The sequence below is a fragment of the Nonomuraea sp. NPDC004186 genome, assembly GCF_053603495.1.
In genome coordinates, this window is the sequence record NZ_JBSGFQ010000029.1 from 1 (window position 1) to 25,183 (window position 25,183).

A 25,183-nucleotide genomic window follows, 5' to 3' on the forward strand; every position below is an offset into this window, starting at 1 on the left:
CCTCGGCGTCGTAGGCGTCCAGCGGCTCCTCGATCCAGACCAGCCCGAGCTCCTCCACCGCCCGCCCGAACCGCAGCGCCGTGGCCCGATCCCACTGCTGGTTGGCGTCCACCATCAGCGGCACGTCGTCACCGAGGTGCTCGCGCACCGCGGCCAGCCGCCGCAGGTCCTCCCGGGTGTCGGGCTGCCCCACCTTGATCTTGATCCCGCCGATGCCGTCGCTCAGCGACTGCCGGGCCCGCTCCTTGACCTCCTCGACCGGAGCCTGCAGATAGCCGCCCGAGGTGTTGTACGTCCGGACCGAGTCGCGATAGGACCCCAGCAGCTTCGCCAGCGGCAACCCCGCCCGCTTCGCCTTCAGGTCCCACAACGCGACGTCGACCGCCGCCAGCGCCTGCGTGGCCACCCCCGAACGCCCGACCGACGCCCCCGCCCACAGCAGCACGTCGTACAACCTGCCGATGTCGGACGGATCCCGGCCGAGGAGGTTCTCCCCGACCTCCTTCGCGTGGGCGAACTGCGCGCGGCAGCCCGCCCGCGTCGTGTACGAGAACCCGAGCCCCTCGAGCCCGTCGTCCGTCGTGATCTCGCAGGTCAGCACGTCGATCTGGGACAGGGGCCGCTGGCGCCCCGTCGCGACCTTGGCGTCGCTCACCGGATGCGCCAGCGGCACGGCGTAATGCCCGAACCGCACCGACGCGACGCGGTCACCCATCGGTCTCAGGCCTTCCCGAACTCGACGCTGTCCACGGTCCACTTGCGGCACTGCTCGCTGAGCGTGAACCCGAGCCCCGGCCGGTCAGGAACGATCATGCGGCCGTCGCGGGTCTCGAGCCGCTCGTTGAAGAGCGGGTTGAGCCACTCGAAGTGCTCGACCCAGGGCTCGCGCGGGTAGGCGGCGGCCAGGTGGAGGTGGATCTCCATGGCGAAATGCGGCGCCAGCTGCAGCCCCGCGTGGTCGGCGAGGGTGGCCAGGCGCAGGAAGGGCGTGATGCCGCCGACGCGCGGGGCGTCCGGCTGGATGATGTCGGCGGCGCGGGCCTCGATGAGGCGGACGTGCTCGGCGACGCTGGAGAGCATCTCGCCGGTGGCGATGGGCGTGTCGAGGGCGGCGGCCAGCTGCGCGTGCCCCTCGGCGTCGTAGGCGTCCAGCGGCTCCTCGATCCAGACCAGCCCGAGCTCCTCCACCGCCCGCCCGAACCGCAGGGCCGTCGGCCGGTCCCACTGCTGGTTGGCGTCCACCATGAGCGGCACGTCGTCGCCGAGGTGCTCGCGCACCGCGGCCAGCCGCCGCAGGTCCTCCTTGGTGTCGGGCTGCCCGACCTTGATCTTGATCCCGCCGATGCCGTCCTTGAGCGACTGGGTGGCGCGGGCCTTGACCTCCTCGATCGGCGCGTGCAGGAAACCGCCCGAGGTGTTGTACGTCCGGACCGAGTCGCGATAGGACCCCAGCAGCTTGGCCAGCGGCAGCCCCGCCCGCTTCGCCTTCAGGTCCCACAGCGCGACGTCGATCGCCGCCAGCGCCTGCGTGGCGACCCCGGACCGGCCGACCGAGGCGCCCGCCCACAGCAGGGTGTCGTACACCTTGCCGATGTCGGAGGGGTCCTGGCCGATCAGGTTGGCCCCGACCTCCTTGGCGTGGGCGTACTGCGCGGGGCCGCCCGCCCTCTTGGAGTAGCTGAACCCGGTGCCCTCGTGACCGTCCTCGGTCGTGATCTCGGCGAAGAGGAAGGCGATCTCGGTCATCGGCTTCTGCCGCCCGGTGAGCACCTTGGCGTCGCTGATGGGGACGTCGAGCGGGAGGGTGACGGAGGAGAGCGAGACGTGGCGGATGCGGTCGGCGGCCATGGGCGGTCCAAGAGGGTAGGCGGCGATGTTGTCAGTCATCATACGAAGCCATCACTCGTATGACAACTTCGCCTCAGGGCCGCGTCAGCACGACAAGCAGGGCGGGGTGGTCGGTGTAGGTCATGCGGGTCACCTCCGTCCGCACGAAGCCCAGGTTGGCCGCGAAGACGTGCTGCACGCTGCCGTCCCCCTTCCTGAAGAAGGGCGCGGCGTTGCAGTCCTGGACATCGGGCCCGATCAGCGGGGCGTACTTGAGGTTGAAGTCGCCCGCCAGGAACGTCTGCCGGCCCGCGACGGCCCGGTCGCGCAGCAGGGCGATCGCCGCCTTGCACTGGGCCATGGCGACGCTCCCGGTGGTCGACAGGTGGGTGCTGCACCCGACGAGCTCCGCGAACTCGGCGCACACGTAGACGCGCTTCTCGCTGCCGCTGTCCTGGGTGGCGTACTGGCCGGAGAAGACGGCCCCGGTGACCGGGGAGCGGAAGATCAGGCCGTTGCCGTACTCGTCCCCGTTGGTGCAGCGCACGGGCGTGCCATCGGGACGGCGGGCCGGGGCGAACGTGGAGAAACCGCTGCCCATGGCGGGGGCCAGCTGGGGCAGGTCGTTCCTGCAGATCTCGTTGAGGGAGACGACGTGGGGCTGCTTGGCGGCGATGACCGCGTTCGCCTCCTGGAGGGTGGCGGCGCCGTTGAAGCAGGAGGTGTTGACGCCGCTGTGGCACAGGTTGAGCTGCAGCACGCGGAACTCCTGCGCGGCCGCCGCGGGCGCGGCCACGGCGCTCACCGCGACGAGGACGATCACGAGAAGCAGTCGGACACGAGGCATGGATTGCCCTTCCTTTCGCCCGTCGATGACCATGACAGCGTCTCAACGGATCTCCGATACCGTCGAGAGCATGCGGCTTCACGTGGGATGCGCGATGTGGACTCATGCGCGCTGGCAAGGTCGGTTCCTCCCCGGCCACCTCCCGCCCAGGGAGCGCCTGCGCTCGTACGCGACCTGGTGCGACGCGGTGGAAGGCAACACGACCTTCTACGCGACCCCCACGCGCGCCACGGTGGAATCGTGGGCCGGCCAGACCGCCCCCGACTTCCGCATGGTCGTCAAGCTCCCCAAGCCCATCACCCACGAGCACCGCCTGATCGGCGCCGACGAGCACCTCCACGCCTTCCTGGACGCGATCGAGCCGCTGGGCCCGCGAGCCCACGCGCTCTGGATCCAGCTGCCCGGCTCCTTCTCCCCCACCGACCTCGGCACCCTCGCGGCCTTCCTGCACCGGCTCCCCCGCTCCCACAGGTACGCCGTCGAGGTCCGCCACCGCGCCTTCTTCGAGGACCGGCGATCCGAACGGCTCCTGGAGCGCGTCCTGGCGGCCGCGGACGCCGAGTGGGTCCCGTTCGACACCACGACGCTCTTCCAGAGCCCGCCGACCAGCGACGCCGAGCGCGACGCGTGGACCAAGAAGCCCCGCGTGCCGCGCCGCACGCGCGCCCTCACCGGCCACCCGATCGTCCGCTACCTGGGCCGGGACGCCGAGGCCCGCACCGTCGAGGGCTGGCGGCCTTGGCTGGACGTCGTCACGGACTGGCTGCGCGAGGGCCGCTCCCCCACGTTCTTCGTGCACACGCCGGACAACGCCGACGCGCCGAAGCTGGCCCGCGACTTCCACGAGGCGGTACGCGCCCGCCTCCCCGCCCTGACCCCGCTCCCCGACCCCGAGCCCGCGGACCCGCTGACCCTTTTCTGACCGCGACCATGGGCTTGATCGAGACCCATGACCGTGCACGTCGAACGGATCGACCCCCGCAGCTGCCACATCGGCCGCGGGAAACGGCTGCGCCTCCAGGAGATCGGCCCGGCGGCACCCCGACCGGCTGCGGAGCCGCGTACGGGTGGATGTGCCGGCGAGGCGGGTTCCCGGGCTCGCCACCGGGTCGGGGTCCTCATCCCCTTGGGCCGTAGGCCGTCATGAGGATGTGCACGAGGATGAGGACGACGATCCAGAACATCGCGCGTCTGGTCGGCGGAGGACCGCTGCGCAGCAGGGAAATGCCCAGGGGGATGAAGGCGACGCAGAGGCCGCCCACAGCGATGAAGGACTGCGGTTCGGTGCCTTTGAGCGTCCCGAGCGCGAGCGCCGACATCAGGCCGAGCGCGACCGAGCGGCCCAGCCCCAGGGCGCCGGAGCGGTAGGCGCCGACGGCCAGCACGACCCAGCCGAAGAAGGCCGGTCCGGATATGGCCCTGAACGGATTCCACATCGCGTCCCGCCATGCCAGGTAATAATCGTCGATGCCCTTGAGCATCGTTTGCAGGCCGAGGCTGTCGGTCAGGTAGAAGGCCAGGTGATCGGTGCCGAACTGGAAGGTCCGGGTGAACAGGCCGACGATCACCAGGCAGCCGCCCCACAGGCCCCACAGCGGGCTGGTGGCGGCGATCCTCTGCGCCAGCGTCATGACCGCCGGCCACAGCAGGACGAACCCCGCGGCGAAGCAGGTATAGGCGACCCTGATGAGCGCGGGGTGCTGGGAGTAGGCGGCCAGTTGGTAAGGAACGAAGTAGTAGAACTGGGAGCGCAGGACGGTCCCGGTCATGATGAGGGCGGGGCCGCCGATCAGCGAGACGGCGCTCACCCATCGTCCGGGAAACGGGGGTTGTCGGTCCAGGTCGGCCGCGGCGTTGGCGGCGCGCCGGTCCGCGGCGGCCTGTCGCCAACGTGTGATTCGCCCCCGAAGATCGACGTTCATCGGTTCCTCCCAGATTTGTCGCTCTCGGCCCGGTATGCCGGGTGCACCAGCATGGTGATGGGCTGTGGGGTGCGGGCGCGTCTGGCTCGGGTGGCATCTTGGCCGGCATACATGAGCCGGTGCTACGACCCCAGACCGATGCGGATGTCCGACCGTGGGCAGATGCCGGTTGATCGGGAAAGGCGATAACTTCTGGTCATGGTTCGGGCTCGGCGGCTCGGTGGGCACGGCGTTGCCGACGCTGTGGTGGCGGTCATCGTGGCGCTGACCGTCGGCTATGCCATCGTCGATCCGCCTGGCCCGTCGTCGTGGTGGCCCGCTTGGTCGGCTTGGCCGGTAGCGGCGGTCATGAGTCTTCCGGTCGCGTTCCGGCGGCGCCGGCCGCGGGCCATGCTGGGGCTCGCGTGCGCCGCGGCAGTGCTGGCGACGCTGGCCGGTGCCGTCGCGGCGGGCGCGATCTGGGTGTCGTTCGTGCCGACCGTGCTCGTGCTGTACCTGGTGGCCTCCACCGCCTCGGTCGTGTGGTCGTTGGGCGGCCTGTCGGTGTGCGTGGCCGGCTCGGTGACCGCCATCCTGATCTTCTACGAGCAGGTGCTCCCCGGCCTTCCACCCGCGACGGCGCCCAGCGAGTTGCCGCCGTACTGGCCGGTCGAGATCGGCGCGATCTGCGTGCTGCTGACGGCCGGATGGGCCATCGGGACGGCCGTCCGCTGGAAGCGGGACACGACCGCTCGCCTCGTCCGCCACCTCGCCGAGGCGGCCGTGGCCGACGAACGCAGGCGCATCGCCCGCGAACTGCATGACGTCATCGGCCACAGCATGAGCGTGATCGCCGTCAAGGCCACCGTCGCGAACCATGTCGCCGACGCCCGCCCGCACGAGGTACGCGCCGCGCTGGACGTCATCGAGCAGACCAGCCGAAGCACGCTCGCCGAGATCCACCGGGTGCTCGGCCTCCTGCGCTCCGACGGCGATCCCCACCAGACCCACCTGCCCGTTCCCGGCATGGCGGACCTGCCCGAGCTGGCCGCCCATGCCCGCTCGGCCGGGGTGGAGGTGGATCTGACCGTCCGCGAAGAGGCCGTGCTGCCTCCCGCGGTCGCGATGTCGGTGTACCGCATCGTGCAACAGGCTCTGACCAACGTCATCACCCACGCGGCGCCCACCCGCTGCTCCGTCACCGTGGAGATCGACGGACGGGAAGCCATGATCGAGGTCGTCGACGACGGCCCCCGCCACGGCCGGCCGCCGCGCGCGGGCCACGGCGGACACGGCCTGATCGGCATGCGCGAACGGACCAAGATGTACGGAGGCACGTTCAGCGCGGGGCGCCGGCCCGAAGGAGGCTTTCACGTGACCGCTCGCCTGCCCTACGACCCGAACGGCACCATCACATGACCACCGACGCCGCCGCACACGATCCGCCCCCGCCCGTCCGGGTCCTGCTGGCCGAGGACCAGGTCCTGGTGCGCGACAGCCTCAAACTCCTCATCGACACCACACCGGGGCTGGCCACCGTGGGCGAGACCGGCACCGGCGCCGAAGCCGTGCTCCTGGCCCGCCTGCGGCGACCCGACGTCGTCCTCATGGACGTGCGTATGCCCGACATGGATGGCATCGAGGCGACCCGGCGTATCTGCGCCGACCCGGACAGCGCCGGCGTCCGCGTGCTGATCCTCACCACGTTCGACCTGGACGAATACGTGTACGCCTCGCTCAGGGCCGGCGCCAGCGGATTCCTCGTCAAGAGCGCGACGGCGAGCGAGCTCCTGGCCGCCATCCGGGTCGTCGCCTCCGGCGAAGCGCTGCTCGCGCCCACCGTGACCCGCCGGCTCATCGCCGATTTCCTGCGAGGCCCGCACTCCGCCCCGGTCATGCGGGACCTCAACGACATCACCCAACGCGAGCGCGAGGTGCTCACCCTCATCGGCAAGGGGATGTCCAACTCCGAGATCGCGGAGCACCTCCACCTCACCGTCGGCACGGTCAAAACCCACATCGGCCGTCTCCTGGCCAAACTGCACGCCCGGGACCGAGCCCAGCTCGTCATCGCCGCCTACGAAGGCGGGCTCATCACCATCTGAGACCTGGTCGTCGTCATTGCGGGGCGGGGTCGGGGTTCAGGCCGGCCCGCAACGTACGCCGAGCCTTCCGGAAGATCGTCAAGACCGCAGGGATGCCCGCCTCCTGCTGGACCCATCGCCGTCCACCGCGAGCAGATCCGCCCCGTACTCCTGCAAGGAGCTGCGACGACGGGCATCCCAGCACACCCGAACCCCGCCGCGTCCGATCACGCAACGGCATCACGGGCATCGACTCGCGAACCGCCCTCTGATCTGGTTGGTCAGGCGCAGATCTTCACTGCGTCAGTCATGTTGTCCGCAGACTGTGGCATGTCGCCCTTCGCACCGTCGGGCACGTTCACGAGTGGCTGCCATTCGGTACCCGTCCAGTTGTACAGTGCGACGCTCTTGCCGGTCCGGTTCTGATACGAGGTCAGCCGGTCCCCCAAGCCGGCGCTCCCGATGTCATACATGCTGCAGGTGGCGTCCTTTTGAACGATCATGGCGCCCTCACCTTGAGCGTCATCCCATCCGCAGAACAGTCCACCGGGGCAGCTCCACCCCGCCGCGCCGTTGGTCGGCTTGGATGATTGCTTGGAGGAGTTGTGGCTACTCTTAGGGTTGCCTGCCGAGGCGGAGTGGCTACCGCCGTCCTGGCAGACCCCGACTGCCCGGCATACCGGTTCGCCCCACAGCGGTGAGGTCACGAGGGCCGTGATCAGGCCGATAACGGCGACCACTATGGGTATCAGCGAGCTGCTACTTTCTCTCCCTGTCATGCAGACTCTCCTGGTTTGGGGGGTTGTGGCCCGGTTAGGGCATGGCGTGTTGCCGGATGGTGCCGGTGCATCGGGGGTCCCGTCCCGGATGCGTGGGCTGGTGATCTACCGCGCAGGTGAAGACCGTCTTGGCCGTGCTCGGCGGCGTTTCGGGCAGCAGGAACGTCTCGGCGGCCTCGAGGTCGACCTGGTAGCCGGGGTGCTGCAGGGCAGCGACGGTCAGCCGGCTGAGCTGCCGGTTGGCGTCGACGCTAGGCGTCATCAGCTCGATGTCGAAGATTCAGCCGCCAGTCGGTGGCACCGAAGCCCAGCGCGTGCCTCATCTCGTGGGTGATGACGTGGGCGCATCACCAGCGGCCCGGCGGCGCCGAGTATCCCTTGGTGGATGCGCATGCCCCCGCCATGACCCTGAGGTCGTCGATCGCTGCGAGGCCGGGCATCCGCATCTCAGGCAGATCTCCCAGGATGATCTGCACCCAGCGATCGGCCGCACCCTCGAACGCCGCCTTCTGCGTCTCCGACAGCCCGCCCAGGAACTCGACCTCGTATCTGCGAGCATCTTCACCCGCGTGACGTCGGCGTTTGCCCTGTACGTCTCGTTGGTGACCACGGGCCACTCCCTCCGTTACCTGCTCTGTGAAGGTAAACCGGCAACGATCCGCACGCCTGAGTAACCCATACTCAATTCGGCTGGCGGGAGGAGGCGCGGCGAAGGGCGGCGGGCGAGAATTGGCAGGATCACGGGCTCGTCTTCGCCTTGCTCGTCGGCACGCCGCTCGACGTCCACAACGTCCGACGCGCCTTCCGGGAGATCATCAAGGACGCGGGGATGCCCGCCTACCACTGGACTTCTCGCGAGACGAGACGAGACGAGACGAGACGCGCCACAGCTCCGTCTCGCTGCTCTCCCACCCCGGCACATCGCGCGGCTCGTCGGCCACAGCGGGACGGCCGTCACCGAAGCCGTCCACCGTAAGCAGATCCGCCCCGTACTCCTGCAAGGAGCTACGGCGATGGACACCCTCTTCGCCGCGTTGGTCACCCACCCATGCGAAAGGGTGCCATCCTATTGAGTGACACCCTCATCGACCAGCGAGAATCTGGTCGGGACGACAGGATTTGAACCTGCGACCCCTTGACCCCCAGTCAAGTGCGCTACCAAGCTGCGCTACGTCCCGGTCGCGCCGGCCGCCCCTGCGGAGCGGAACGTCACAACCTTAGCGCACATCCGAGGTGCGGGATCATGGACAGTAACGCCGTAACGCCTCCATCGCGCGCAGTGATGAACACCGTGACGGCGTCGCACGCGAGGAGGGCCCGGCGGAATGTCCTGGCGGAGCTCGCTGGCCGAGATCATCGTCACCGCGTTCCTGCTGGGATCGCTCTGCGCGTGCGGAGACGGACAGGTGGACCCGCCGGCGTCGGGGACGCCGGTCGCGTCGAAGTCGAAGACTCCGACGCGGTCAGTGAAGAAAGGCGTGCGCACCCCCGAACCGACGCGGTCCAGGCGCAGACCATGCCCGACCGGCAGTGGTGAAGCGCCGTTGCCGTGCCCCTCGATCGCGCCGCCCGGCACCCCGTCTCCCACCATCACGGTCCCGCAGCCCACGACTACGGCCCAGCCCCTTCCCGAGGCGTCCCCGGAGCCGTCGCCGGAGGCTCTGCCCACCACCGCCGCTCCGCAGGCTCGGTAGCCGTGCAGGAAAGCGGGCAGGGCGAGTCGCGTCCGCTCGACGCGATCGGGCTGATCACCGCGCTGATCACCGTCAGCGCGGCGGTGCTCATCTACATGGGATGGGCCTACCTGGAGGGTTACCTTCAGTATTTCAGTCTGAGGGCCACCGACCTGGGGTACGGCGCCGACGAGTACGCCATCTACGGCGTCAACCTCTTCGACACCGGTTTCCTGCCGTGGATGGTGGCGATCCCGCTGGCGCTCGCCGTCGCCGCCCACCGGGCCCTGCTGGTCCGGTTCGTGCCCCAATGGCTGCGGGGGGCCGGGGCGCGGCTGAAGAGCCGGGTGCCGGTCGTGGCGGACCGCAGGGTCGTGGGAGGCGGGCTCGCTCTCGCCGGGCTCGTCTGCGCCGTCGCCGTGCTCAACCGATGGTGGCAGCTGGGTACGTACCAGCTGCTCGCGCTGTCGGCCCTCGGCCTGCTGTTGCTGACCTGGCCGTCGCCGGCCCGGAAATCCAGCCGGATCGCCTTCGCCTTCAGCGTGGCCATGGCCGTCTTCTCACTGCTCTGGGCCGCGTCCCTGTACGCCAACGGGCGGGGGACGAGGACGGCCGAGCAAGCCGTGCGCGATCTGCCCGAGCGGACCCAGGTGGTGATCTGGTCGAAGGACGACCTCTCGATCAACCCCACAGGCGTCGAGCACCAGAAATACAGGACCGGGAAATACCGGCACTCCTACACGGGAATGCGGCTCCTGCTCGTCCGTGACGACCGTTACTATCTCGTGCCGCCGGTGAGCGAGAAGGACTGGCGGGACGGCGGGGGCCGTACGTACGTCCTCCCGCAGAACGACGACATCCGCATGGAGATCCTGCCGGGCAGGCAACCCGGCAGGGGAATCTGATCAGATGGCGGCCTGGAACGAGCTGGCGCGCATGCCGGCCAGCAGGCCCGCCGTCTGGTCCGGCGTGTAGCGCCGCACCGGGTCGTGGTGGAGCAGGCCCTCGATGAGCGGCCGCATCACCCCGGCCCGCCGGGGCGGTGGGTACGGGCCGCTGCGGGCCATGCCGAGCACCGTGGCCGCGTCCTGGCCCGGGTAGGGCGGCTGGCCCTCGACGGCGCTGTAGAGGGTGGCGCCGAAGGACCACATGTCGGCCTCCTTGCTGGCCGGCCCCCCGTGCAGCCGCTCGGGCGCCATGAACGCCGGAGTGCCCCGCAACCGCCGCGACCTGGTCATCCGGATGTCGCCCTCGGCGGTCGCTATGCCGAAGTCGGTCAGCACCACCCGGTCGCCGGTCAGCATCACATTGGCGGGCTTCACGTCGCGATGCAGCACTCCGGCCTGGTGGGCGGTCCGTAGCGCGGCGAGCAGATGCTGCCCGATCGCGGCGACCGACTGGGCCGGTAAGGTGCCCACCTGGGAGAGCAGCTGGTGCAACGAGAGCCCGTCCAGGTATTCCATCACGATCCAGAGCTTGCCGCCCTCTTCGATCAGGTCGTGGACCGTAACGATGTTAGGGTGCGTCAGCCCGGCAGCCATCCTGGCCTCACGCAGCACCCGGCGGCGCACCATCTCGGCCTCACCGGCCAAGGTCAGCTCCTTCAGCGCCACCGTACGGTGGAGGAGCTGATCGAACGCACGCCAGACGACACCCATACCCCCACGACCGGCCTCCTCGTTCAGGAGGTACCGTCCGCCGATCTCCCGCATACCATCCCCTCTTGCTCGGGGATAATCATGTCACTTCAGCACAGGCCGTAGGGTGCCTAACGTGATCCTGATATGTCGGAAAGTGCGGGTGCGCTGGTCAACGGCCTAGAAATTCGATCAGACAACGCGCGCCACACCAGTCCGACGCCCCCCAAACATACTCCAGTGGCGCCCACGAGGACGGCACCAAGCCCCGCAAACTCGGCCACAACGCCTCCCAGCGCCGCCCCGAGTGGCATCCCACCCATGCCGACGAGGCGGTATGCCGAATTGACCCTCCCGAGCAATTCGGCCGGGATCAGCCGCTGCCGGGCCGAGATCACCAGGACGTTGCCCGCCGCGCCCACCACGCCCCACAGGACGGCCGTCGGGTAGAGCGTCCACGGGGAGGGCACGACCACCGGCACGATGAGCAGGAGGCTGGTCGTCAGCCAGCATCCCACGAGCGCGCGGAGCTCCCCGAAGCGTCCCGCGACCCACCCCGACAGCAGGGACCCCGGGAGCGCCCCGGCGGCGAACGCGGTCGTCATCAGGCCGTATTCGCCCGGCTCCAGCCCGATCCGCGACCCGTCGCCGACGGCCCACAGCACGAAGACGGCGAAGTAGGCGGCGTTGGCGAGGTTGAGCAGCCCGGCCGTGACGGCCAGGCTCCGCAGCACCCGGTGGGACCACAGGTACCGCAGCGCCTCGCCGATGTCCCGCCGCAGCGGCCGCCGTCCCTGCGCGCGAGGGGCGTCCATCCGGTACGTGCCGCGCATGCCCAGCAACAGCAGGCCCGCGGCGCCGTACAGGAGGGCCGGGGCGCCGAAGACGACGGCGGGGAGGGTGACGACGAGCAGGCCCGCCAGCGGCGCCCCGACGAAGTCGTTGCCGATCATCTGGGCGGTGGAGACGCGGCCGTTCGCGCTGGTCAGGTGGCCCTGAGGCACGGTCATGGGCAGGATCGACTGCGCCGAGACGTCGGCGAAGACCTCGGCCACCCCGGCCAGGAGCACGGCCGCCAGCAGCACCCACAGGTCGAGCAGGCCGAGCAGGGCCGCCAGCCCGGCGAGGGAGAGGATCGCGGCCCGGGCGACGTTGGCCACGACCATGATGCGGCGGCGGTCGAGCCGGTCGGCGAGGGCCCCGGCGTGCAGCGCGAGGAGCAGCCACGGCACCGTCGCGGCCGCCCCCGCCAGCGACACCAGCGTGGGCGAACGGGTCATCGACACGGCCAGCAGCGGCGCCCCGACCTTCAGCACGCCGTCGGCCAGGTTCGACAGGGCGGTGGAGGACAAGAGAAATCCGAACGAACGCCCCACGGCTCACTCCGATAGTGTGTAAGGGAAAGTGTGCATAGTTTTCTTTGCAAAGATAGGCTTGCATAGCATGCAGAGCAAGAGCTTCTCCGCCCGCACGCTCGACGCGAACGCCCTGAAGTCGTTCGCCCACCCGCTGCGGCTGCGGATCTACGAGCTGCTGGACGAGCACGGCCCCTCCACGGCCACCAAGCTCGCCGCCCTGCTCGGGCAGAACACCGGCGCCACGAGCTACCACCTGAGGGAGCTGGCCGGGCACGGCATGATCGAGGTCGTGCCGGGGATGGGGCGCGGCAAGGAGAAGTACTGGCGCATCACGCCCGGCGGGTTCTCCTTCGGGGAGCCGGGCTCCGACCCCGAGACGGCCAGCGCGATGGAGTTCCTGCTGGACGACCTGGTGCGCCAGCGCGGCGCGGAGCTGGCCCGGTGGCGCGAGGAGGAGGCGCGGGCGCCCGAGGAGTGGGTGCGCGCGAGCGGCTACGGGCGGCGGTCGCTGCGGCTCACGCCGGAGGAGAGCGCGGCGCTGCGGGACGAGGTGTTCGAGGTGCTGGAGCGGTATCGCGCGCTGTCGGACCGCAGGGAGATCGCGTCGCCGGACTCCCGCGATCCGTCGACGGGACGCGTGGTCATCCACTTCGACGTGCTGCCGGTGGGAGCCGGTCAGGGGCCGGCGGAGGAGGGCACGCCTCAGGGCCGCCCACAGCCAGGGCGGCCCTGAGGCGGACCAGTACACTGACCGCCGTGGCGCTCTACGCTCTCATCGAGAAGGTCGGCGAGGACGCCGCCCAGGCCCGGTACCAGTACTCCGAGGGCACGGGATTCGTCCTCGGCCACGTGATCCTCGACAAGGCCGGCGAACGGCTGTGGATCGAGGACGGCGAGGAGACGTACCTCTCCCGGGCCGTGGTGCGGAAGATCGCGGTCCACTGGGCGACCCACGGCGTGGCGCCCGTGAAGCTGGCCGTGCAGTCGTAGCGGGTCAGGCGATGAGCTTGAGCGCCAGCTCGGCCAGGCCCTCCGGCGCCGTCCTGGGCGACCCGGCGTCGAACGGCGGGTGCGGGTCGTACTCGATCACGAGCTGCACCGACTGCGCGGTCGTCTCGTCGGTGGCCTGGGCCAGCAGCGTCAGCGCCATGTCGATCCCCGCCGACACCCCCGCGGCGGTCACGATCCGGCCCTGGGTGACGACGCGCTCGCTCACCGGCTCGGCCCCGTACTGCGGCAGCATGTCGAGCAGGGCCCAGTGGCTGGTCGCCGTCAGCCCCTCCAGCAGCCCCGCGGCCGCCAGGACGAACGAGCCGCTGCACACCGAGGTCGTCCATTGGCTGTGCTCGTGGGCCTCCCGCAGCCAGCCCAGCAGCGCCTCGTCGGACATGACGTCGAACGTCCCCGGGCCGCCCGGGACCACGATCACGTCAGGGTGGGGCAGGTCCTCGTAGGAGGCCGTGGCGGTGAGGGTGAGCGTGCCCTGGTCGTCGGTGACCGGCCCGGGCTCGGCCGCGACGAACGTGACCGTCCAGCCGGGCGCGAAGGCCAGCACCGTGTACGGCCCGACCGCGTCGAGCGCGGTGAAACGGGGATAGAGCGGGATCGCCACATGCATCGCTTACTTCTCCTTCGATCGGAACCTGCGACGGTGGTCGCCGGGTGAGATCCGCCAGTGGCGGCGGAAGACGCGGTAGAGGGTCTCCGGCGTGCCGAGCCCCGACTCCCTGGCCACCCGGTCCAGCGGGTGGGCGGTGACCTCCAGGAGCCGCCTGGCGGCCTCGGCGCGGCTGCGTTCGACGTACCGGCCGGGCGACAGGCCGGTCTGCTCGGTGAAGACGCGGGAGAAGTGGCGCTCGCTCATCCCCACCCGGTCGGCGAGCGCGGGGACGCTCAGGTCGGCGGCGGGGTTCGCGTCGATGTAGGCCTGCAGCTCCCTGAGCGGCTCGCTGCGCGGCGTCATGGCCCGCATCGGGGTGCTGAACTGGCTCTGCCCGCCCGACCTGTGCAGGTAGACCACGAGGCCGCGGGCGACGTCGCGGGCGAGCGCGTGGCCGTGGTCCCTGGCCACCAGCGCGAGCGCGAGGTCCACGCCGGACAGCACGCCCGCCGAGGTCCAGACGTTGCCGTCCTCGATGTAGAGGGGGTCGGCGTCCACCTCGACGCACGCGTAGCGGGCGTCCAGCTCGCCGGCGGCCAGCCAGTGCGTGGTGGCCCGCCGGTGGTCCAGCAGCCCGGCCTCGGCCAGCAGGAACGCCCCGTTGCACACGGACGCGACCCGCCGCGCGCCCGCGGCCAGCCGGGCGACGGCCTCGACGAGCTCCCGGTCGCCCAGCTGCTCGGGGACCGACATCCCGCCCACGACCATCAGCGTGTCGACGGGCCCGGTGACCTCGCCGAGGGCGCGGGCCGTGACGGCGATCCCGTTGCCGGAGGGCACGGGACCGGCGCGCACGGCCGCCACCTCGACCTGGTAACCGTCCTGGGGCGCCAGCAGCGCCGCCGTCGCGAACACGTCGGACGGCCCGGCCAGGTCGAGCAGCTGGAAGCCGGGGAAGACCACCATGAGAACCCGTCGCTGCATGTCTTCATGCTGGTGGCGGGCCTGTCAAGGCGTCAACGACACAAATATTGCACATTACGCCATGAGCCCCCCGGGGCAGGACCGGGGGGCTCATGGGCTTGATGGGCTGAAAAAATCAGCCCATGTGCGGATAACGATGGTCGGTGGGCGGGACGAACGTCTCCTTGATCGTGCGGGCGTTCACCCAGCGGATCAGGTTGAAGATCGAGCCCGCCTTGTCGTTGGTGCCCGAGGCGCGGGCGCCGCCGAACGGCTGCTGGCCCACGACCGCGCCCGTCGGCTTGTCGTTGACGTAGAAGTTGCCCGCCGCGAAGCGCAGCCGGTCGGACGCCGACGCGATGGCGTAGCGGTCCTGGGCGATGATCGAGCCGGTCAGCGCGTACGGGGCGATGCCCTCCATCTGGTCGAGCACCGTGTCGAAGTCGCGGTCCTCGTAGACGTGCACGCCCAGGATGGGCCCGAAGTACTCCTTGACGAAGATCTCGTCCGTGGGGTCGGCCGACTCCAGGATGGTCGGCTTGACGAAGTAGCCGACGCTGTCGTCGTACGAGCCGGTGAGGACGTCGATGTTCGCGGCCGCCCGCGCCCGGTCGATGGCCTCCTTGTGCTTGGCGAAGGCCCGGGCGTCGATGACCCCGCCCATGAACGTCGACAGGTCGCCCGACACGTCGCCCACGGTCAGCGACTCGGCGGTGGCCACGAAGTCGTCGCGCATCCGGTTCCAGACCGAGCGCGGCACATAAGCCCGCGAGGCCGCCGAGCACTTCTGTCCCTGGTACTCGAAGGCGCCCCTGACCAGCGCCGTCGAGAGCACGGCCGGGTCGGCGGACGGGTGGGCCAGCACGAAGTCCTTGCCGCCGGTCTCGCCGACGAGGCGCGGGTAGCCGTGGTAGGAGGCGATGTTCTGGCCGATGGTGCTCCACAGGTGCTGGAACGTCGCCGTGGAGCCGGTGAAGTGGATCCCGGCCAGGGCCGGGTGCGCGAGCGCCACCTCGGAGACGGCCTGGCCGTTGCCGGTGACCATGTTGATCACGCCGGGAGGCAACCCGGCGGCCTCCAGCAGCCGCATCGTGAAGTGCGCGGCGAACTGCTGGGTGGGCGACGGCTTCCAGACGACGACATTCCCCATCAAAGCCGCAGAAGTCGGCAGATTTCCGGCGATGGCGGTGAAGTTGAACGGCGTGATCGCCAGCACGAAGCCTTCGAGCGGGCGGTACTCCATCCGGTTCCACACGCCGGGCGACGAGATCGGCTGGTCGGCGTAGAGCTGGCGCGCGTAGGCGACGTTGAAGCGCAGGAAGTCGATCAGCTCGCAGGCCGAGTCGATCTCCGCCTGCTGCACCGACTTCGACTGGCCCAGCACGGTCGCCGCGTTGAGCGTGGCCCGCCACGGCCCGGCCAGCAGGTCGGCGGCCTTGAGGAAGATCGCTGCCCGCTCGTCGAACGACAGGGCCCGCCACGCCGGCGCCGCCCGCAGCGCCGCGTCCACGGCGTCCTGCACGTCCCGGGCCGTAGCGTCGTTGGTACGGCCCAGGACGGCAGCGTGGTTGTGCGGTTGCACCACGTCGATGGGAGCGCCCGCGCCGAGGCGCTGCTCGCCGTCGATCGTCATGGTCAGGTCGATCGACGACCCGGCCAGCTCCTTGATGCGGTCCTCCAGCGCCGACCGCTCGGCGCTGCCCGGCGCGTACCCGTAGATGCGCTCGTTGGCAGGAACGGGGACGTTGCTGATGGCATCCATTACTTACCCCCAAGGGCGCGAAGGAAGAAGGCGACGTTGGCGGGGCGCTCCGCGAGGCGGCGCATGAAGTAGCCGTACCAGTCGTCGCCGTAGGGGACGTAGACGCGGACCGTGTGGCCGGCCCCGGCCAGGGACTCCTGCAGGTCGGTCCGGATTCCGTAGAGCATCTGGAACTCGTGGTCGCCGATCGTCCGCCCGAACCGGTCGGCGAGCACCTCCGTGATCGCGATCATGCGATCGTCGTGCGTCGCCACCATGGGATACCCCTTCCCCGCCATGAGGATCCGCAGGCATCGCACGTACGCCTTGTCCACGGCGCCGCGGCCCTGGTGCGCGACGGAGGCGGGCTCGCGGTAGGCGCCCTTGACCAGGCGCACCCTGGAGCCCTCGGCGGACAGGTCGCGGCAGTCGGCCTCGCTGCGGAACAGGTACGCCTGGATCGCCACACCGGTCGACGGGTAGTCCTCGCGCAGCTTGCGCAGGATCGTCAGCGTCGAGTCGACGGTGGTGTGATCCTCCATGTCGAGCGTGACGGTCGAGCCGTTGCGCGCCGCCGCGGCGCAGATCTCGCGGGCGTGTTCCAGCGCCATCGCGTCGTCGAGCCGCTGCCCCACGGCCGACAGCTTCACCGACACCTCGCCCCTGACGCCGAGGTCGAGCGGCCTGACGGCGTCGAGCAGCGTGAGGTAGGCGTCCGCGGTGGCCTCGGCGGCCCGCGCGTCGCGCGTCTCCTCGCCGAGGTGGTCGACGGTGACGGCGAGTTTCATGTCGCGCAGGCGCTCGATGGCGTCGCGGGCCTCCTGGACGCTCTCGCCCGCGACGAACCGATCGACCACCTTCCTGGTGAGCGGGAAGGCCGACACGGCACGACGTACGACGCCGCTCCCGGACGCGGCGAGGAGCACTTGACCCAGCATGCCTCAAGTCTAAAAACGCAGCTCAGCGGGGGCCATCGACGTGCGTAACGGCCGATGTGGCAGGCTGTCATACAAATGCACAACACGGCAGACCTGCAAGAGATCGTCGACGAGATCGCCGCCCGGCTGGGGGCGTCCGCGACGCTGGAGGACCGCTCGTTCCGGCTGCTGGCGTACGGGGCGCAGCACGGCGACATCGACACGGTCCGCCAGGAGTCGATCCTGCGCCGGCGCGCCACCGGAGAGGTGCGCGACTACTTCGAGCGCTACGGCATCGCCAAGGCCCCCGGCCCGATCCGGATCCCCGCCGACGCCGAGCTCGGGGTCCTGGCCAGGGTGTGCTGGCCGCTGCGCCACGGCGAGGTCACCTACGGCTATCTATGGCTGCTCGACTCGGGCTCGCTCACCGCGCTCGAACCCGTCGCGCCGCTGGTGGCCAGGGCCGCCGCCGCCCTCGCCCAGGAGGCCAGGAGCCGGCAGGACCTCGGCCGCGGACTGCTCGCCCTCTTCTCGGCCGACCCGTCCGAGCGGGCGGGCGCGGCCATCGAGGTGCCGGGCCCCGTCGCGGCGATCGCCGTACGCGAGTCGGCCGAGCGCCTCGCCGCCCTCTGGACGCTGCCGCGCGGCGTCCTGGCCCGCCCCGGCTCGCCCGTCGCCCTGCTCGCCCCCGCCCACCTCGCGGGCGAGGTGGCGCAGACCCTGCAGAGCGCGTACGGCACCGCCGCCGGCATCGGCGCGCCCCGGGCGGACCCGGCCGACGCCTGGCTGAGCTGGCGCGAGGCGCGCCACGCCCTGCGCGTCGCCGAGCACTTCCCCCGGTACGCGCCCGTCGCCCGCTGGGAGGACCTGGGCGTGCACCGCCTGCTGGCCAGGCTCGGCCAGGCGGACCTGCGCGAGCTGGCGGCCGAGACCGCGGTCCTGGACGGCGAGCTGGCCGAGACCATGGAGGCCTACCTCGACCACGGCGGCCACGCCCAGAAGACGGCCGCCGAGCTCGGCATCCACCGCCAGACGCTCTACTACCGGCTGGGCAAGGCCGAGCGCCTCACCCACCGGGATCTTTCGGACGGCGACGACCGCCTGGCCGTGCACCTGGGGCTCAAGGCCGCCCGGCTCTGCGGATCCTGACCATGTCAAGGTCCCGGGTCATGGTGCCGGCAGGCGGCTGCTGCCGCCTGCCGGGGTTTCGGTGCTTCAGGCGCAGGCCGCCTCGTACACCCGTACCAGTTCCTGGCTCACCCGCTCCCAGGAGTAGCGCGAGCGCGCCCGGTCGGCGCCGGCGTAGCCCAGCGCGGTCCGCAGGGTGGGGTCCCACAGCAGCTCGCGGGCCAGCCGCGCGGTGCGCGCCGGCCGGTCCGGAGGCACGAGCAGCCCGGTGACGCCGTCGATGACGGAGTCCAGGTGGGCGCCGACGGCCGAGGCGATCACCGGTACGCCGCAGGCCATCGCCTCCAGCGCGACGATGCCCGTCACGGCCTCGCGCGGCACCGACACCACGGCGTCCGCGCTGCGCATGAGCTTCGGCACGGTGGACCGCTTGACCTGGCCCAGCAGCGTCACCTGGTCGGCGACCTCGAGCTGCTCGGCCAGCGCGCGCAGCCGGCGGGCGTCCTGGTCGGTGTCGAGGTCCTCGGGCTCGGGCCCGCCCGCGATGACCAGCTCGACGTCGCCGAGCCCCGGCAGCGCCCGCACGATGGTGTCCGCGCCGCGATCCACCGTCAGCGGCCCGACGTGCAGGAGCCGCTTGCGCGCGCCCTTCGTGGCCACCGCGCCGCGGCGCTGGAAGCGCTCGGTGTCGACGCCGTACGGGACGACGGCGATGTGGTTGCGCGGCACGCCCAGCCGGATCAGCGCCGACTCCTCGTCCCCGGAGCCCGCGATGACCGCGCTGGCCCGGCGGCCGAGAGCCAGCTCCAGCTCCTTGTGCATGGCGTCGACCGTGTGGAACGTCTGCGTGACCGGCACCCCCAGCCCGTTGGCGCCCGCCACCGCGACCAGACCACCGGTCCACGAATGCGCGTGGATCACGTCGGGCCGGTCCTGGCTCCACCGCCGCATCAGGTGCTCGCCGACGTCGTTCAGGTACGGCACGACGCCGTCGGCCGACAACTCCTCGGCCGGGCCCACGTCGATCTGCTCCAACGTGACCCCCGGGGCCACCCGCGTCTTGGGCTTGCCCTCAATGCTGTCACGACGGGAGTAGACGGTGACGTGGTGTTCGCGGCCGAGCTCGCGGGCGACGGAAAGGATGCGGTCACGCCGGTTGCTCTCGGTGGAAGCTACGATCGCGATATTCATGGCACACCTCAGCGAAGAAAGACTGAAAGGTGCGCCTGCGTCTTAGGCACATGTCTACGCTTCTGACCATACCCAGGTTTGACTCGATCGCAAACCCCCAAAAATCAGACATCCTGACTTCGCAGGTCAGACACCCCGCAGCGCGAGGATCACGATCTCGTCCCACACCTGGCCGCCCGAGAACGCGTGCCTGTCGGCCTCCAGCGCCTTGACCACGGTGGACGGCGACTGCCCCGCGCACCGGCCGAGCACGTCGGCCAGCCGCTCCTCGCCGTACGGCTCCCCCAGGTCGTTCCTGGAGGAGATCAGCCCCTCCGAATACAGCACCAGCGTCTCGCCCGCGGCCACCGTCAGCCGCTCCACGCTGGTCTCCGCCTCGGGCGCGAGGCCCAGCGGCACGCCGCCGCCCGCGGCGAAGCGCACGCCGCCGTCGGCCTGCAGCAGCGCGGCGGGATGGTGCCCGGCCGACGACAGCCTGATCTCGCGCCCCTTCACGAAGCCCGCCACGGCCATCACGAACATGCCGGCGCCCTGCGCGACCAGGGCCTCGTTGACCTTGCGCATCACCAGGTCGGGGTCGGACTCCCAGGTGCCCAGCACCCGCAGGCCACCGCGTACCATCGCGCTGACCGACGCGGCCTCCTCGCCCTTGCCGACGGCGCCGCCCAGCGCGAACCCCCACCCGCAGGACACCGGGAACACGTCGTAGAACTCGGCGCCCACCGACGCGCCGGGATGGTAGACGGCCGCCGCCTCGTAGCCGGGCACGTCGGGCAGCTTGCGGGGCGCGACGCTCGCCGACAGCGCGTCCGCCGCCCGCGAACGGTCCTGGAAGCTGGTCTGGGCCCGTACCGCCAGCCCGAGCTGCAGCCCCACCTCCTGCATGACGGCCAGGTCGGCCAGCGCGAACGGGCGCCGGTCGTGCGCGCGCACCAGCGTGAGCACGCCGTCGCCGGAGCCGATCGGCACGCACAACATCGAGCCCGCGCCCATCGCCGTCAGCAGCGGCCCGTCCGCGCAGAACCCCAGCAGGCCGTCGTCGTCCAGCATCTCCTGCACCACGCCGGAGCCGCGCTCCAGCACCTGCATCACGACCTGGCTGCCCGCCGGATCCGCGGATTCCACCTGCCGGACCAGATCGCCCAGCGGATGGTTCTTCGGCGCCACCACGACCGAGCGGCGCGGCACCCCGCCGCGCACCATGTCCGCGATCACCCAGTCGGCCCACTCGGCCGCCAGCAGCCGCGTCGCCCTCGGCAGCGCGACCGGGCGCAGCAGCGTCTCCTCTTCGAGCAGCAGATTGGCCATCTTGACCAGCAGGTCCTGCCGCTTGGCCGCCGCCAGCAGCAGCGCCCCGTCGGACTGCTCGGGCCGCCCCGCGCCCGGCTCGGGCAGCTGCACCTCGGTCGGCAGCGCCACCGCCGCCACCATCTGCTGCGGCTCGCCCGGCATGGTCATCCTGGTCAGCGCCAGCTGGACGGTGTGCGTGCGCCCCTGATGCGCCAGCCGCGTCGCGAACGCCGACGGCTGGCCCGTCTGCAGCACCGCCGTCAGATGCGACCGGAACGCCGCCCGCCGCGACACGTCCACCAGCAGCGGGAACGACCGGCCCACCAGGTAGCCGTCGGGGCTGCCGAGCATCTGCGAGGTCTCGGGGTTGATTCGCCTGACCACGCCACCGCTGTCCAGCACGATGACCGGCACCGGAAAGGCCCGGAACACCTGCCGCAGCAGCTTCAGCTCCCGCTGCGCGCCGTCCTTCTTGCCGCCCGCCCGCTTGGGCGCCTTCTGCAGCGCCTCGCGGGCCTCGGCCAGCAGCTCGGCTGCGGTGTCTAGCTCGGCGAGGGCTGCGTCGAGCGTGGGCGCGAGGTCGGCGGGATAGGCGGTCCGCGCCTCGCGAAGCGAGGAAACGCGTCCGGCCAGCGCGTCCAGCGCTTGTTCGAGGTCCGGCATGGTCACCCTCTGACGCTACGTCACAAGGGATATGGGAGGCCATATCGGGTAGGGGCTTCCTGCTATGAAATCAACTGCGATGATCACCCCCGGTCTCGCCCGCGACCTCGCCGCACTGGGCCGGCTGGGCGAGGACACCTCCACGGAACGCGTGCTGCGCGACCTCACCACGGCGCTGGCCGTCGGCGTACCGGGCTGCTCGGGAGCCTCGGCCGAGCACTGGCGCGACCACCGGGTGCTGGTGTCCGGCTCCCACAGCGAGCTGATCATGCTCGTCGAGGGCGAACGCGCGCTCGGCGAGGGCCCGTCCGTCGAGGCCCGGCAGAGCGGCGGCCGCGCCGGCGTGACCGACGTCCTCAACGAGCCCCGCTGGCCCCGCTACGACGCGCTGGCCAGCCGCTGGGGCGTGCGCTCCGTGCTGGTCGTCCCCATCGACGTGGCGCCCGCCCTGCTGCTGGTCGGCCTCTATTCGGTACGCCCCGGGGCGTTCTCCCCCCAGAGCGCCCACTCGCTGGCCGACATGCTGACCGAGCAGGTCGGGGTGGCGATGGCCAACATGTGGGAGTTCGAGGAGGTGCGCACCGACGCCGCGCAGCTCCAGGAGGCCCTCGCCGGACGGGCGGTGATCGACCAGGCCAAGGGCATCATCATGCAGACCAGCGGATGCACCGCCGAGGCCGCGTTCGAGGAGCTTCGCAAGATCTCCCAGCACCACCAGGTCAAGGTGGCCGACCTCGCCAGGCTCTTGGTCGACGAGCACCAGCGCAAGTCGAGACGCTGACCTCCGCGGCCCTGCCGCAGCCCTCAGCCGATGGCCGCCAGCGCGTCGTCGAGCGTGTCGTAGAGGGGCAGCCGCTGCGCCAGCCCGGTGATCCACATCACCTTGGACTTGGAGTATTCGACCCCGATGAGCGCGAACCTGGCGCCCGACGCCAGGCTCGTCTGCCAGTGGTGGACGATGAGCCCGAGCGCGCGAGAGTCCATGAACGTGACCCCGGCCAGGTCAAGAATCAGGTCCGACCCCGCCAGGGACAGGTAGTCGGCGAACTGCTCGCGGGTCGTGGCATCGAGCACGCCGTCAACCTTGATCACGGTGATCTCGTCCACCGTCGACGACGTCAGGGTCAGGGCCGCCACGGGCCCCTCACCGTTATCCGGCATTGTCACGGAGCAACCCTACTGTCACCACAGGAGGGAGGAATACTTCCCGCGATACGGGGGACACTTGATGCGGAGTCCAGCAGCGGGCTTTCGTCTCGAGAGTTGAGCGAGGCGTGCCTCTGCCTGGGCTTTTTTGCTGGGAGAGGGCGCCTGCGACCCATAAGAGGAGCAGCGATGGCTGTGCAGGAATACGTCCTCGAGGAGATGACAGCGGAAGAGCTCCTGGCCGAAATGGTCAGGGAAGAGACCCCCGACAGTCACAGAGAGCGACTGCGGGAGCGCATCGTCGAGATGCACCGGCCGCTCGCCATGGAGATCGCCCGGCGCTACCGCTACCGCGGCGAGCCTTTGGAGGATCTTCTCCAGGCCGCGTACGTCGGCCTGATGAAAGCCGTCAACGGCTTCGACCCGACCCTCGGCCACGCGTTCCGGGGCTACGCGGTCGTCACGATGACCGGCGAGGTCAAGCGCCACTTCCGCGACCGCACCTGGGCCATCCGGGTGCCGCGGCTCTACCAGGAGCGCCGCTCGGAGCTCAACCGCCTGGTCGCCGACCTCAGCCAGGACCTCGGCAGGTCGCCCACCGTGGCCGAGCTGGCCGCCAAGATGAACATCACCGAGGAGGACGTCCTGCTGACCCTCGACGCCTCCGCCGCCTACAGCACCCTGTCGCTCGACGCGCCGCTCGGCACCGACGACGACGCCGCCTCCCTCGGCGACGTCATCCCCGAGGACGACGACACGCTGAGCACCATGGTCGACCGGGAGGCCGTCAAGCCGCTCATCGACGCGCTGCCCTCCCGCGAGAAGCACATCCTGCTGCTGCGGTTCTTCGGCAACATGACGCAGGCCGAGATCGCCGCCGAGTTCGGGATCTCCCAGATGCACGTCTCACGTATCCTCCGCAAGGTTCTCGACCAGCTGCGCTCCGAGCTGGTCGGCTGAGAAGAAGGTCGCCGGGTGAACGAGGACGGAGAGCCTCAGTCGGGCTACACGAGCCCGCCGCCCGGCGCGCCCGTGAAAGAGCTGCGCTTCCGACTGCCGGACCTGCCACAGGTCCGGCAGTTCGCTGAGGACGAGGCCCGCGACGCCGGCATGCACGAGGACGTCATCGAGGACTTCGTCATCGCGGTCAACGAGGTCGCCACCAACGCCGTCACCCACGGGGCCGACCGGGCCTCCATGCGTACCTGGACGGTGAACGGCGACCTGATCGTGGAGGTGCACGACGGGGGCACCTGGAAACCCGGGCCCAGACCGGGCGCGGTGGGCGGGATGGGGCTGTGGGTGGCCCGCCTGGTGTCGGCTGACCTGACCCTGCGGGTCGGGAACGGCGGCAGCACCGTCATCATGCGCTTCCCCGGCAAGGAGTGACGGGAGGCCGCCGTCCTCGGCGACCTCCCGTTTTCTTGGGGCCTCACCGGCTGGGGCCTTTACCGGTGGGCCCTTGGCCGGCTCCTACCTGCGCGCCCGGCCACGCCAGTTGCTGTAACCGGTACGGATTCCGGCCGTGCCGACGCCCGCCTGATGCAGGGCCAGCAGCGTCAGGCCGAGCAGGACGAACGTCATGCCGGAGAATCCGCCGGGGATCCGGGCGCCGACCAGGTCGAGCAGGAACCCCAGTCCGAAGATGATCGCTGCGACTACCGCGAGCATGTCGTCACCTCCTTCCCCAGGTCTGGAGCTGGGTCGTCTGGGTCTGTGTTTGCCGGCCGGAGAGGGCGAGCAGGCGTTCCAGGACGCTCCGGTAGTCGCGCAGCGCCAGGCGCATCTGCTCGGTGTCGGCGGCCTCGGTGTCCTTCCAGCGGTCGCGCAGGCCGTTCGTACGGGTGGCGAGGCTGCTGGTGAGGGCGTCGACGACCTCGCCGACCAGCCCGTCGGCGCGCCGCACGGCCTCGCCGGGGTCGTCGACGAACGACGCCTGCAGGTCGCGCCAGCGGGCCTGCACCTGGTCCGGATCCTGGTCGAACAGGACGACGTCCTCGGGGGCGGCGTGCGCGGGGATCTCGCCCGGCTCGGTCTCCGGCCCGGCCGGCATGTCCTCGGCGGTTCTGGCGTAGGGGTCGCGGTACGTGCCGTCGTCGTACTCGGCGTCGTACCCGGCCGTGGACGGCGTCACGGCGCCGGGCACGGCTGCGGCGTACTCGTCGCCGGCACGCGGACTGTGCCTCTCCGGCTCGCCGTCGCCCGGGACACGGTCATCGCCCGCGACACGGACGTCGTCCGAGCCGTCGTCGGCGAGCCTGCGATCGTCCGCGTTCCCATCGGCGCGGGCGTCCTCATCGGCGCGGGCGTCCTCATCGGTGCGGGCGTCGAAGCGCTCGCCGGGACGCTCATCGGAGAGCCCGTCGTCTCGGAGGCGCTCATCGCGCTGGGCGCGCTCCTCCTCGCTGCCACTCCTGGGGGTGCTGGGGGTGCTCATG

Annotated in this window: 27 protein-coding genes and 1 tRNA gene; 10 read left to right on the forward strand and 18 right to left on the reverse strand. The window is 70.8% G+C overall.

Annotation, left to right across the window (positions count from 1 at the left end; genetic code table 11):
• The 3 genes from ACWEPL_RS23490 to ACWEPL_RS23500 form a co-directional block, all read right to left on the reverse strand.
• Positions 1-715 (reverse strand): mandelate racemase/muconate lactonizing enzyme family protein (locus ACWEPL_RS23490; RefSeq protein ID WP_452437451.1); only part of this gene is annotated, 715 nt, incomplete at its 3' end.
• A 5-nt stretch (positions 716-720) separates the two neighbouring features.
• Positions 721-1,848, reverse strand: coding sequence for an L-talarate/galactarate dehydratase (locus tag ACWEPL_RS23495; protein ID WP_355192712.1), 1,128 nt, complete (start codon positions 1,846-1,848; stop codon positions 721-723).
• A 73-nt stretch (positions 1,849-1,921) separates the two neighbouring features.
• Positions 1,922-2,674 carry an endonuclease/exonuclease/phosphatase family protein gene (locus ACWEPL_RS23500; RefSeq protein ID WP_452437452.1) on the reverse strand — a complete coding sequence of 251 codons (753 nt, stop codon included), beginning with the start codon at positions 2,672-2,674 and terminating at the stop codon, positions 1,922-1,924.
• A 70-nt stretch (positions 2,675-2,744) separates the two neighbouring features.
• On the opposite strand from ACWEPL_RS23500, the gene ACWEPL_RS23505 reads away from it, so the two are divergent.
• Positions 2,745-3,596: a DUF72 domain-containing protein gene (locus tag ACWEPL_RS23505; RefSeq protein ID WP_363964017.1), complete on the forward strand. Its 852-nt coding sequence runs from the start codon at positions 2,745-2,747 to the stop codon at positions 3,594-3,596.
• A 196-nt stretch (positions 3,597-3,792) separates the two neighbouring features.
• Here the strand turns inward: ACWEPL_RS23505 and ACWEPL_RS23510 are convergent, their stop codons facing one another.
• Positions 3,793-4,596, reverse strand: coding sequence for a hypothetical protein (locus ACWEPL_RS23510; RefSeq protein WP_452437453.1), 804 nt, complete (start codon positions 4,594-4,596; stop codon positions 3,793-3,795).
• Between the two features lie 348 nt (positions 4,597-4,944).
• On the opposite strand from ACWEPL_RS23510, the gene ACWEPL_RS23515 reads away from it, so the two are divergent.
• Together ACWEPL_RS23515 and ACWEPL_RS23520 are read left to right on the forward strand one after the other, a co-directional pair.
• Positions 4,945-5,994: a sensor histidine kinase gene (locus ACWEPL_RS23515; protein ID WP_452437454.1), complete on the forward strand. Its 1,050-nt coding sequence runs from the start codon at positions 4,945-4,947 to the stop codon at positions 5,992-5,994.
• Positions 5,991-6,680, forward strand: a complete 690-nt coding sequence (locus ACWEPL_RS23520; protein ID WP_452437455.1) for a response regulator — start codon at positions 5,991-5,993, stop codon at positions 6,678-6,680. The genes ACWEPL_RS23515 and ACWEPL_RS23520 overlap by 4 nt, the downstream gene beginning before the upstream one ends.
• A gap of 260 nt (positions 6,681-6,940) precedes the next feature.
• On the opposite strand, the gene ACWEPL_RS23525 is transcribed toward ACWEPL_RS23520, so the two are convergent.
• The 3 genes from ACWEPL_RS23525 to ACWEPL_RS23535 form a co-directional block, all read right to left on the reverse strand.
• A complete protein-coding gene (locus ACWEPL_RS23525; RefSeq protein WP_363964009.1) occupies positions 6,941-7,438 on the reverse strand; it encodes a peptidase inhibitor family I36 protein in 498 nt (165 codons plus the stop codon).
• A 34-nt stretch (positions 7,439-7,472) separates the two neighbouring features.
• Entirely contained in the window at positions 7,473-7,700 is a 228-nt protein-coding gene (locus ACWEPL_RS23530; protein ID WP_452437456.1) for a hypothetical protein, read from the reverse strand.
• An 839-nt stretch (positions 7,701-8,539) separates the two neighbouring features.
• Positions 8,540-8,616, reverse strand: a tRNA-Pro gene (locus ACWEPL_RS23535).
• 518 nt (positions 8,617-9,134) lie between these two features.
• Between ACWEPL_RS23535 and ACWEPL_RS23540 the strand changes: the two genes are divergently transcribed.
• A complete protein-coding gene (locus ACWEPL_RS23540) occupies positions 9,135-10,016 on the forward strand; it encodes a hypothetical protein (RefSeq protein ID WP_452437457.1) in 882 nt (293 codons plus the stop codon).
• Here the strand turns inward: ACWEPL_RS23540 and ACWEPL_RS23545 are convergent, their stop codons facing one another.
• Entirely contained in the window at positions 10,017-10,823 is an 807-nt protein-coding gene (locus ACWEPL_RS23545; RefSeq protein ID WP_350726540.1) for a serine/threonine-protein kinase, read from the reverse strand.
• Positions 10,824-10,879: 56 nt separating this feature from the next.
• Complete coding sequence (locus tag ACWEPL_RS23550; protein WP_452437458.1) at positions 10,880-12,124, reverse strand: MFS transporter; 1,245 nt, start codon at positions 12,122-12,124, stop codon at positions 10,880-10,882.
• A gap of 67 nt (positions 12,125-12,191) precedes the next feature.
• Between ACWEPL_RS23550 and ACWEPL_RS23555 the strand changes: the two genes are divergently transcribed.
• On the forward strand, positions 12,192-12,839 hold the full coding sequence (locus ACWEPL_RS23555) for an ArsR/SmtB family transcription factor (protein ID WP_363964001.1): 648 nt from the start codon (positions 12,192-12,194) through the stop codon (positions 12,837-12,839).
• 23 nt (positions 12,840-12,862) lie between these two features.
• Positions 12,863-13,096, forward strand: coding sequence for a hypothetical protein (locus ACWEPL_RS23560; RefSeq protein WP_363963999.1), 234 nt, complete (start codon positions 12,863-12,865; stop codon positions 13,094-13,096).
• A 4-nt stretch (positions 13,097-13,100) separates the two neighbouring features.
• Here ACWEPL_RS23560 and ACWEPL_RS23565 read toward each other — a convergent pair whose 3' ends face one another.
• From ACWEPL_RS23565 to ACWEPL_RS23580, 4 genes are all read right to left on the reverse strand, one after another.
• The gene (locus tag ACWEPL_RS23565) at positions 13,101-13,724 is read right to left on the reverse strand and encodes a DJ-1/PfpI family protein (RefSeq protein ID WP_363963997.1); all 624 of its coding nucleotides are present in this window, start codon (positions 13,722-13,724) and stop codon (positions 13,101-13,103) included.
• 3 nt (positions 13,725-13,727) lie between these two features.
• Positions 13,728-14,690 carry a GlxA family transcriptional regulator gene (locus ACWEPL_RS23570; protein ID WP_452437459.1) on the reverse strand — a complete coding sequence of 321 codons (963 nt, stop codon included), beginning with the start codon at positions 14,688-14,690 and terminating at the stop codon, positions 13,728-13,730.
• A gap of 115 nt (positions 14,691-14,805) precedes the next feature.
• Entirely contained in the window at positions 14,806-16,431 is a 1,626-nt protein-coding gene (gene pruA / locus ACWEPL_RS23575; RefSeq protein ID WP_397366192.1) for an L-glutamate gamma-semialdehyde dehydrogenase, read from the reverse strand.
• Positions 16,431-17,348 (reverse strand): proline dehydrogenase family protein, encoded by a 918-nt coding sequence (locus ACWEPL_RS23580; protein WP_350726527.1) that lies wholly within the window; start codon positions 17,346-17,348, stop codon positions 16,431-16,433. Before ACWEPL_RS23580 ends, pruA begins: the two co-directional genes overlap by 1 nt.
• A gap of 75 nt (positions 17,349-17,423) precedes the next feature.
• Between ACWEPL_RS23580 and ACWEPL_RS23585 the strand changes: the two genes are divergently transcribed.
• Entirely contained in the window at positions 17,424-18,476 is a 1,053-nt protein-coding gene (locus ACWEPL_RS23585) for a PucR family transcriptional regulator (RefSeq protein ID WP_452437460.1), read from the forward strand.
• 66 nt (positions 18,477-18,542) lie between these two features.
• Here the strand turns inward: ACWEPL_RS23585 and ACWEPL_RS23590 are convergent, their stop codons facing one another.
• Together ACWEPL_RS23590 and ACWEPL_RS23595 are read right to left on the reverse strand one after the other, a co-directional pair.
• Positions 18,543-19,646: a glycosyltransferase gene (locus ACWEPL_RS23590; protein WP_363963991.1), complete on the reverse strand. Its 1,104-nt coding sequence runs from the start codon at positions 19,644-19,646 to the stop codon at positions 18,543-18,545.
• Between the two features lie 126 nt (positions 19,647-19,772).
• Positions 19,773-21,599: a SpoIIE family protein phosphatase gene (locus ACWEPL_RS23595; protein ID WP_363965038.1), complete on the reverse strand. Its 1,827-nt coding sequence runs from the start codon at positions 21,597-21,599 to the stop codon at positions 19,773-19,775.
• A 79-nt stretch (positions 21,600-21,678) separates the two neighbouring features.
• On the opposite strand from ACWEPL_RS23595, the gene ACWEPL_RS23600 reads away from it, so the two are divergent.
• Positions 21,679-22,380 carry a GAF and ANTAR domain-containing protein gene (locus ACWEPL_RS23600; protein WP_363963989.1) on the forward strand — a complete coding sequence of 234 codons (702 nt, stop codon included), beginning with the start codon at positions 21,679-21,681 and terminating at the stop codon, positions 22,378-22,380.
• Between the two features lie 23 nt (positions 22,381-22,403).
• Here the strand turns inward: ACWEPL_RS23600 and ACWEPL_RS23605 are convergent, their stop codons facing one another.
• Positions 22,404-22,760, reverse strand: a complete 357-nt coding sequence (locus ACWEPL_RS23605) for an STAS domain-containing protein (protein WP_350726908.1) — start codon at positions 22,758-22,760, stop codon at positions 22,404-22,406.
• Between the two features lie 174 nt (positions 22,761-22,934).
• Between ACWEPL_RS23605 and ACWEPL_RS23610 the strand changes: the two genes are divergently transcribed.
• Positions 22,935-23,705 (forward strand): SigB/SigF/SigG family RNA polymerase sigma factor, encoded by a 771-nt coding sequence (locus ACWEPL_RS23610; RefSeq protein ID WP_350726519.1) that lies wholly within the window; start codon positions 22,935-22,937, stop codon positions 23,703-23,705.
• A 15-nt stretch (positions 23,706-23,720) separates the two neighbouring features.
• Complete coding sequence (locus ACWEPL_RS23615) at positions 23,721-24,134, forward strand: ATP-binding protein (RefSeq protein WP_363963987.1); 414 nt, start codon at positions 23,721-23,723, stop codon at positions 24,132-24,134.
• 84 nt (positions 24,135-24,218) lie between these two features.
• Here ACWEPL_RS23615 and ACWEPL_RS23620 read toward each other — a convergent pair whose 3' ends face one another.
• Together ACWEPL_RS23620 and ACWEPL_RS23625 are read right to left on the reverse strand one after the other, a co-directional pair.
• Positions 24,219-24,416, reverse strand: a complete 198-nt coding sequence (locus tag ACWEPL_RS23620) for a hypothetical protein (protein ID WP_185073178.1) — start codon at positions 24,414-24,416, stop codon at positions 24,219-24,221.
• Between the two features lie 4 nt (positions 24,417-24,420).
• On the reverse strand, positions 24,421-25,182 hold the full coding sequence (locus ACWEPL_RS23625; RefSeq protein WP_452437461.1) for a hypothetical protein: 762 nt from the start codon (positions 25,180-25,182) through the stop codon (positions 24,421-24,423).
• Between the last annotated feature and the right edge of the window lies 1 nt (position 25,183).

Excerpts from the sequence above, each read along its gene's own strand:
- ACWEPL_RS23495 (WP_355192712.1), bottom strand. The coding sequence starts at position 1,848 with ATGGCCGCCGACCGCATCCGCCACGTCTCGCTCTCCTCCGTCACCCTC.
- ACWEPL_RS23500 (WP_452437452.1), bottom strand. The coding sequence starts at position 2,674 with ATGCCTCGTGTCCGACTGCTTCTCGTGATCGTCCTCGTCGCGGTGAGC.
- ACWEPL_RS23505 (WP_363964017.1), top strand. The coding sequence starts at position 2,745 with ATGCGGCTTCACGTGGGATGCGCGATGTGGACTCATGCGCGCTGGCAA.
- ACWEPL_RS23510 (WP_452437453.1), bottom strand. The coding sequence starts at position 4,596 with ATGAACGTCGATCTTCGGGGGCGAATCACACGTTGGCGACAGGCCGCC.
- ACWEPL_RS23515 (WP_452437454.1), top strand. The coding sequence starts at position 4,945 with ATGAGTCTTCCGGTCGCGTTCCGGCGGCGCCGGCCGCGGGCCATGCTG.
- ACWEPL_RS23520 (WP_452437455.1), top strand. The coding sequence starts at position 5,991 with ATGACCACCGACGCCGCCGCACACGATCCGCCCCCGCCCGTCCGGGTC.
- ACWEPL_RS23525 (WP_363964009.1), bottom strand. The coding sequence starts at position 7,438 with ATGACAGGGAGAGAAAGTAGCAGCTCGCTGATACCCATAGTGGTCGCC.
- ACWEPL_RS23530 (WP_452437456.1), bottom strand. The coding sequence starts at position 7,700 with ATGACGCCTAGCGTCGACGCCAACCGGCAGCTCAGCCGGCTGACCGTC.
- ACWEPL_RS23545 (WP_350726540.1), bottom strand. The coding sequence starts at position 10,823 with ATGCGGGAGATCGGCGGACGGTACCTCCTGAACGAGGAGGCCGGTCGT.
- ACWEPL_RS23555 (WP_363964001.1), top strand. The coding sequence starts at position 12,192 with ATGCAGAGCAAGAGCTTCTCCGCCCGCACGCTCGACGCGAACGCCCTG.
- ACWEPL_RS23565 (WP_363963997.1), bottom strand. The coding sequence starts at position 13,724 with ATGCATGTGGCGATCCCGCTCTATCCCCGTTTCACCGCGCTCGACGCG.
- ACWEPL_RS23570 (WP_452437459.1), bottom strand. The coding sequence starts at position 14,690 with ATGCAGCGACGGGTTCTCATGGTGGTCTTCCCCGGCTTCCAGCTGCTC.
- pruA (WP_397366192.1), bottom strand. The coding sequence starts at position 16,431 with ATGGATGCCATCAGCAACGTCCCCGTTCCTGCCAACGAGCGCATCTAC.
- ACWEPL_RS23580 (WP_350726527.1), bottom strand. The coding sequence starts at position 17,348 with ATGCTGGGTCAAGTGCTCCTCGCCGCGTCCGGGAGCGGCGTCGTACGT.
- ACWEPL_RS23585 (WP_452437460.1), top strand. The coding sequence starts at position 17,424 with ATGCACAACACGGCAGACCTGCAAGAGATCGTCGACGAGATCGCCGCC.
- ACWEPL_RS23590 (WP_363963991.1), bottom strand. The coding sequence starts at position 19,646 with ATGAATATCGCGATCGTAGCTTCCACCGAGAGCAACCGGCGTGACCGC.
- ACWEPL_RS23595 (WP_363965038.1), bottom strand. The coding sequence starts at position 21,599 with ATGCCGGACCTCGAACAAGCGCTGGACGCGCTGGCCGGACGCGTTTCC.
- ACWEPL_RS23600 (WP_363963989.1), top strand. The coding sequence starts at position 21,679 with ATGATCACCCCCGGTCTCGCCCGCGACCTCGCCGCACTGGGCCGGCTG.
- ACWEPL_RS23605 (WP_350726908.1), bottom strand. The coding sequence starts at position 22,760 with ATGCCGGATAACGGTGAGGGGCCCGTGGCGGCCCTGACCCTGACGTCG.
- ACWEPL_RS23610 (WP_350726519.1), top strand. The coding sequence starts at position 22,935 with ATGGCTGTGCAGGAATACGTCCTCGAGGAGATGACAGCGGAAGAGCTC.
- ACWEPL_RS23620 (WP_185073178.1), bottom strand. The coding sequence starts at position 24,416 with ATGCTCGCGGTAGTCGCAGCGATCATCTTCGGACTGGGGTTCCTGCTC.
- ACWEPL_RS23625 (WP_452437461.1), bottom strand. The coding sequence starts at position 25,182 with ATGAGCACCCCCAGCACCCCCAGGAGTGGCAGCGAGGAGGAGCGCGCC.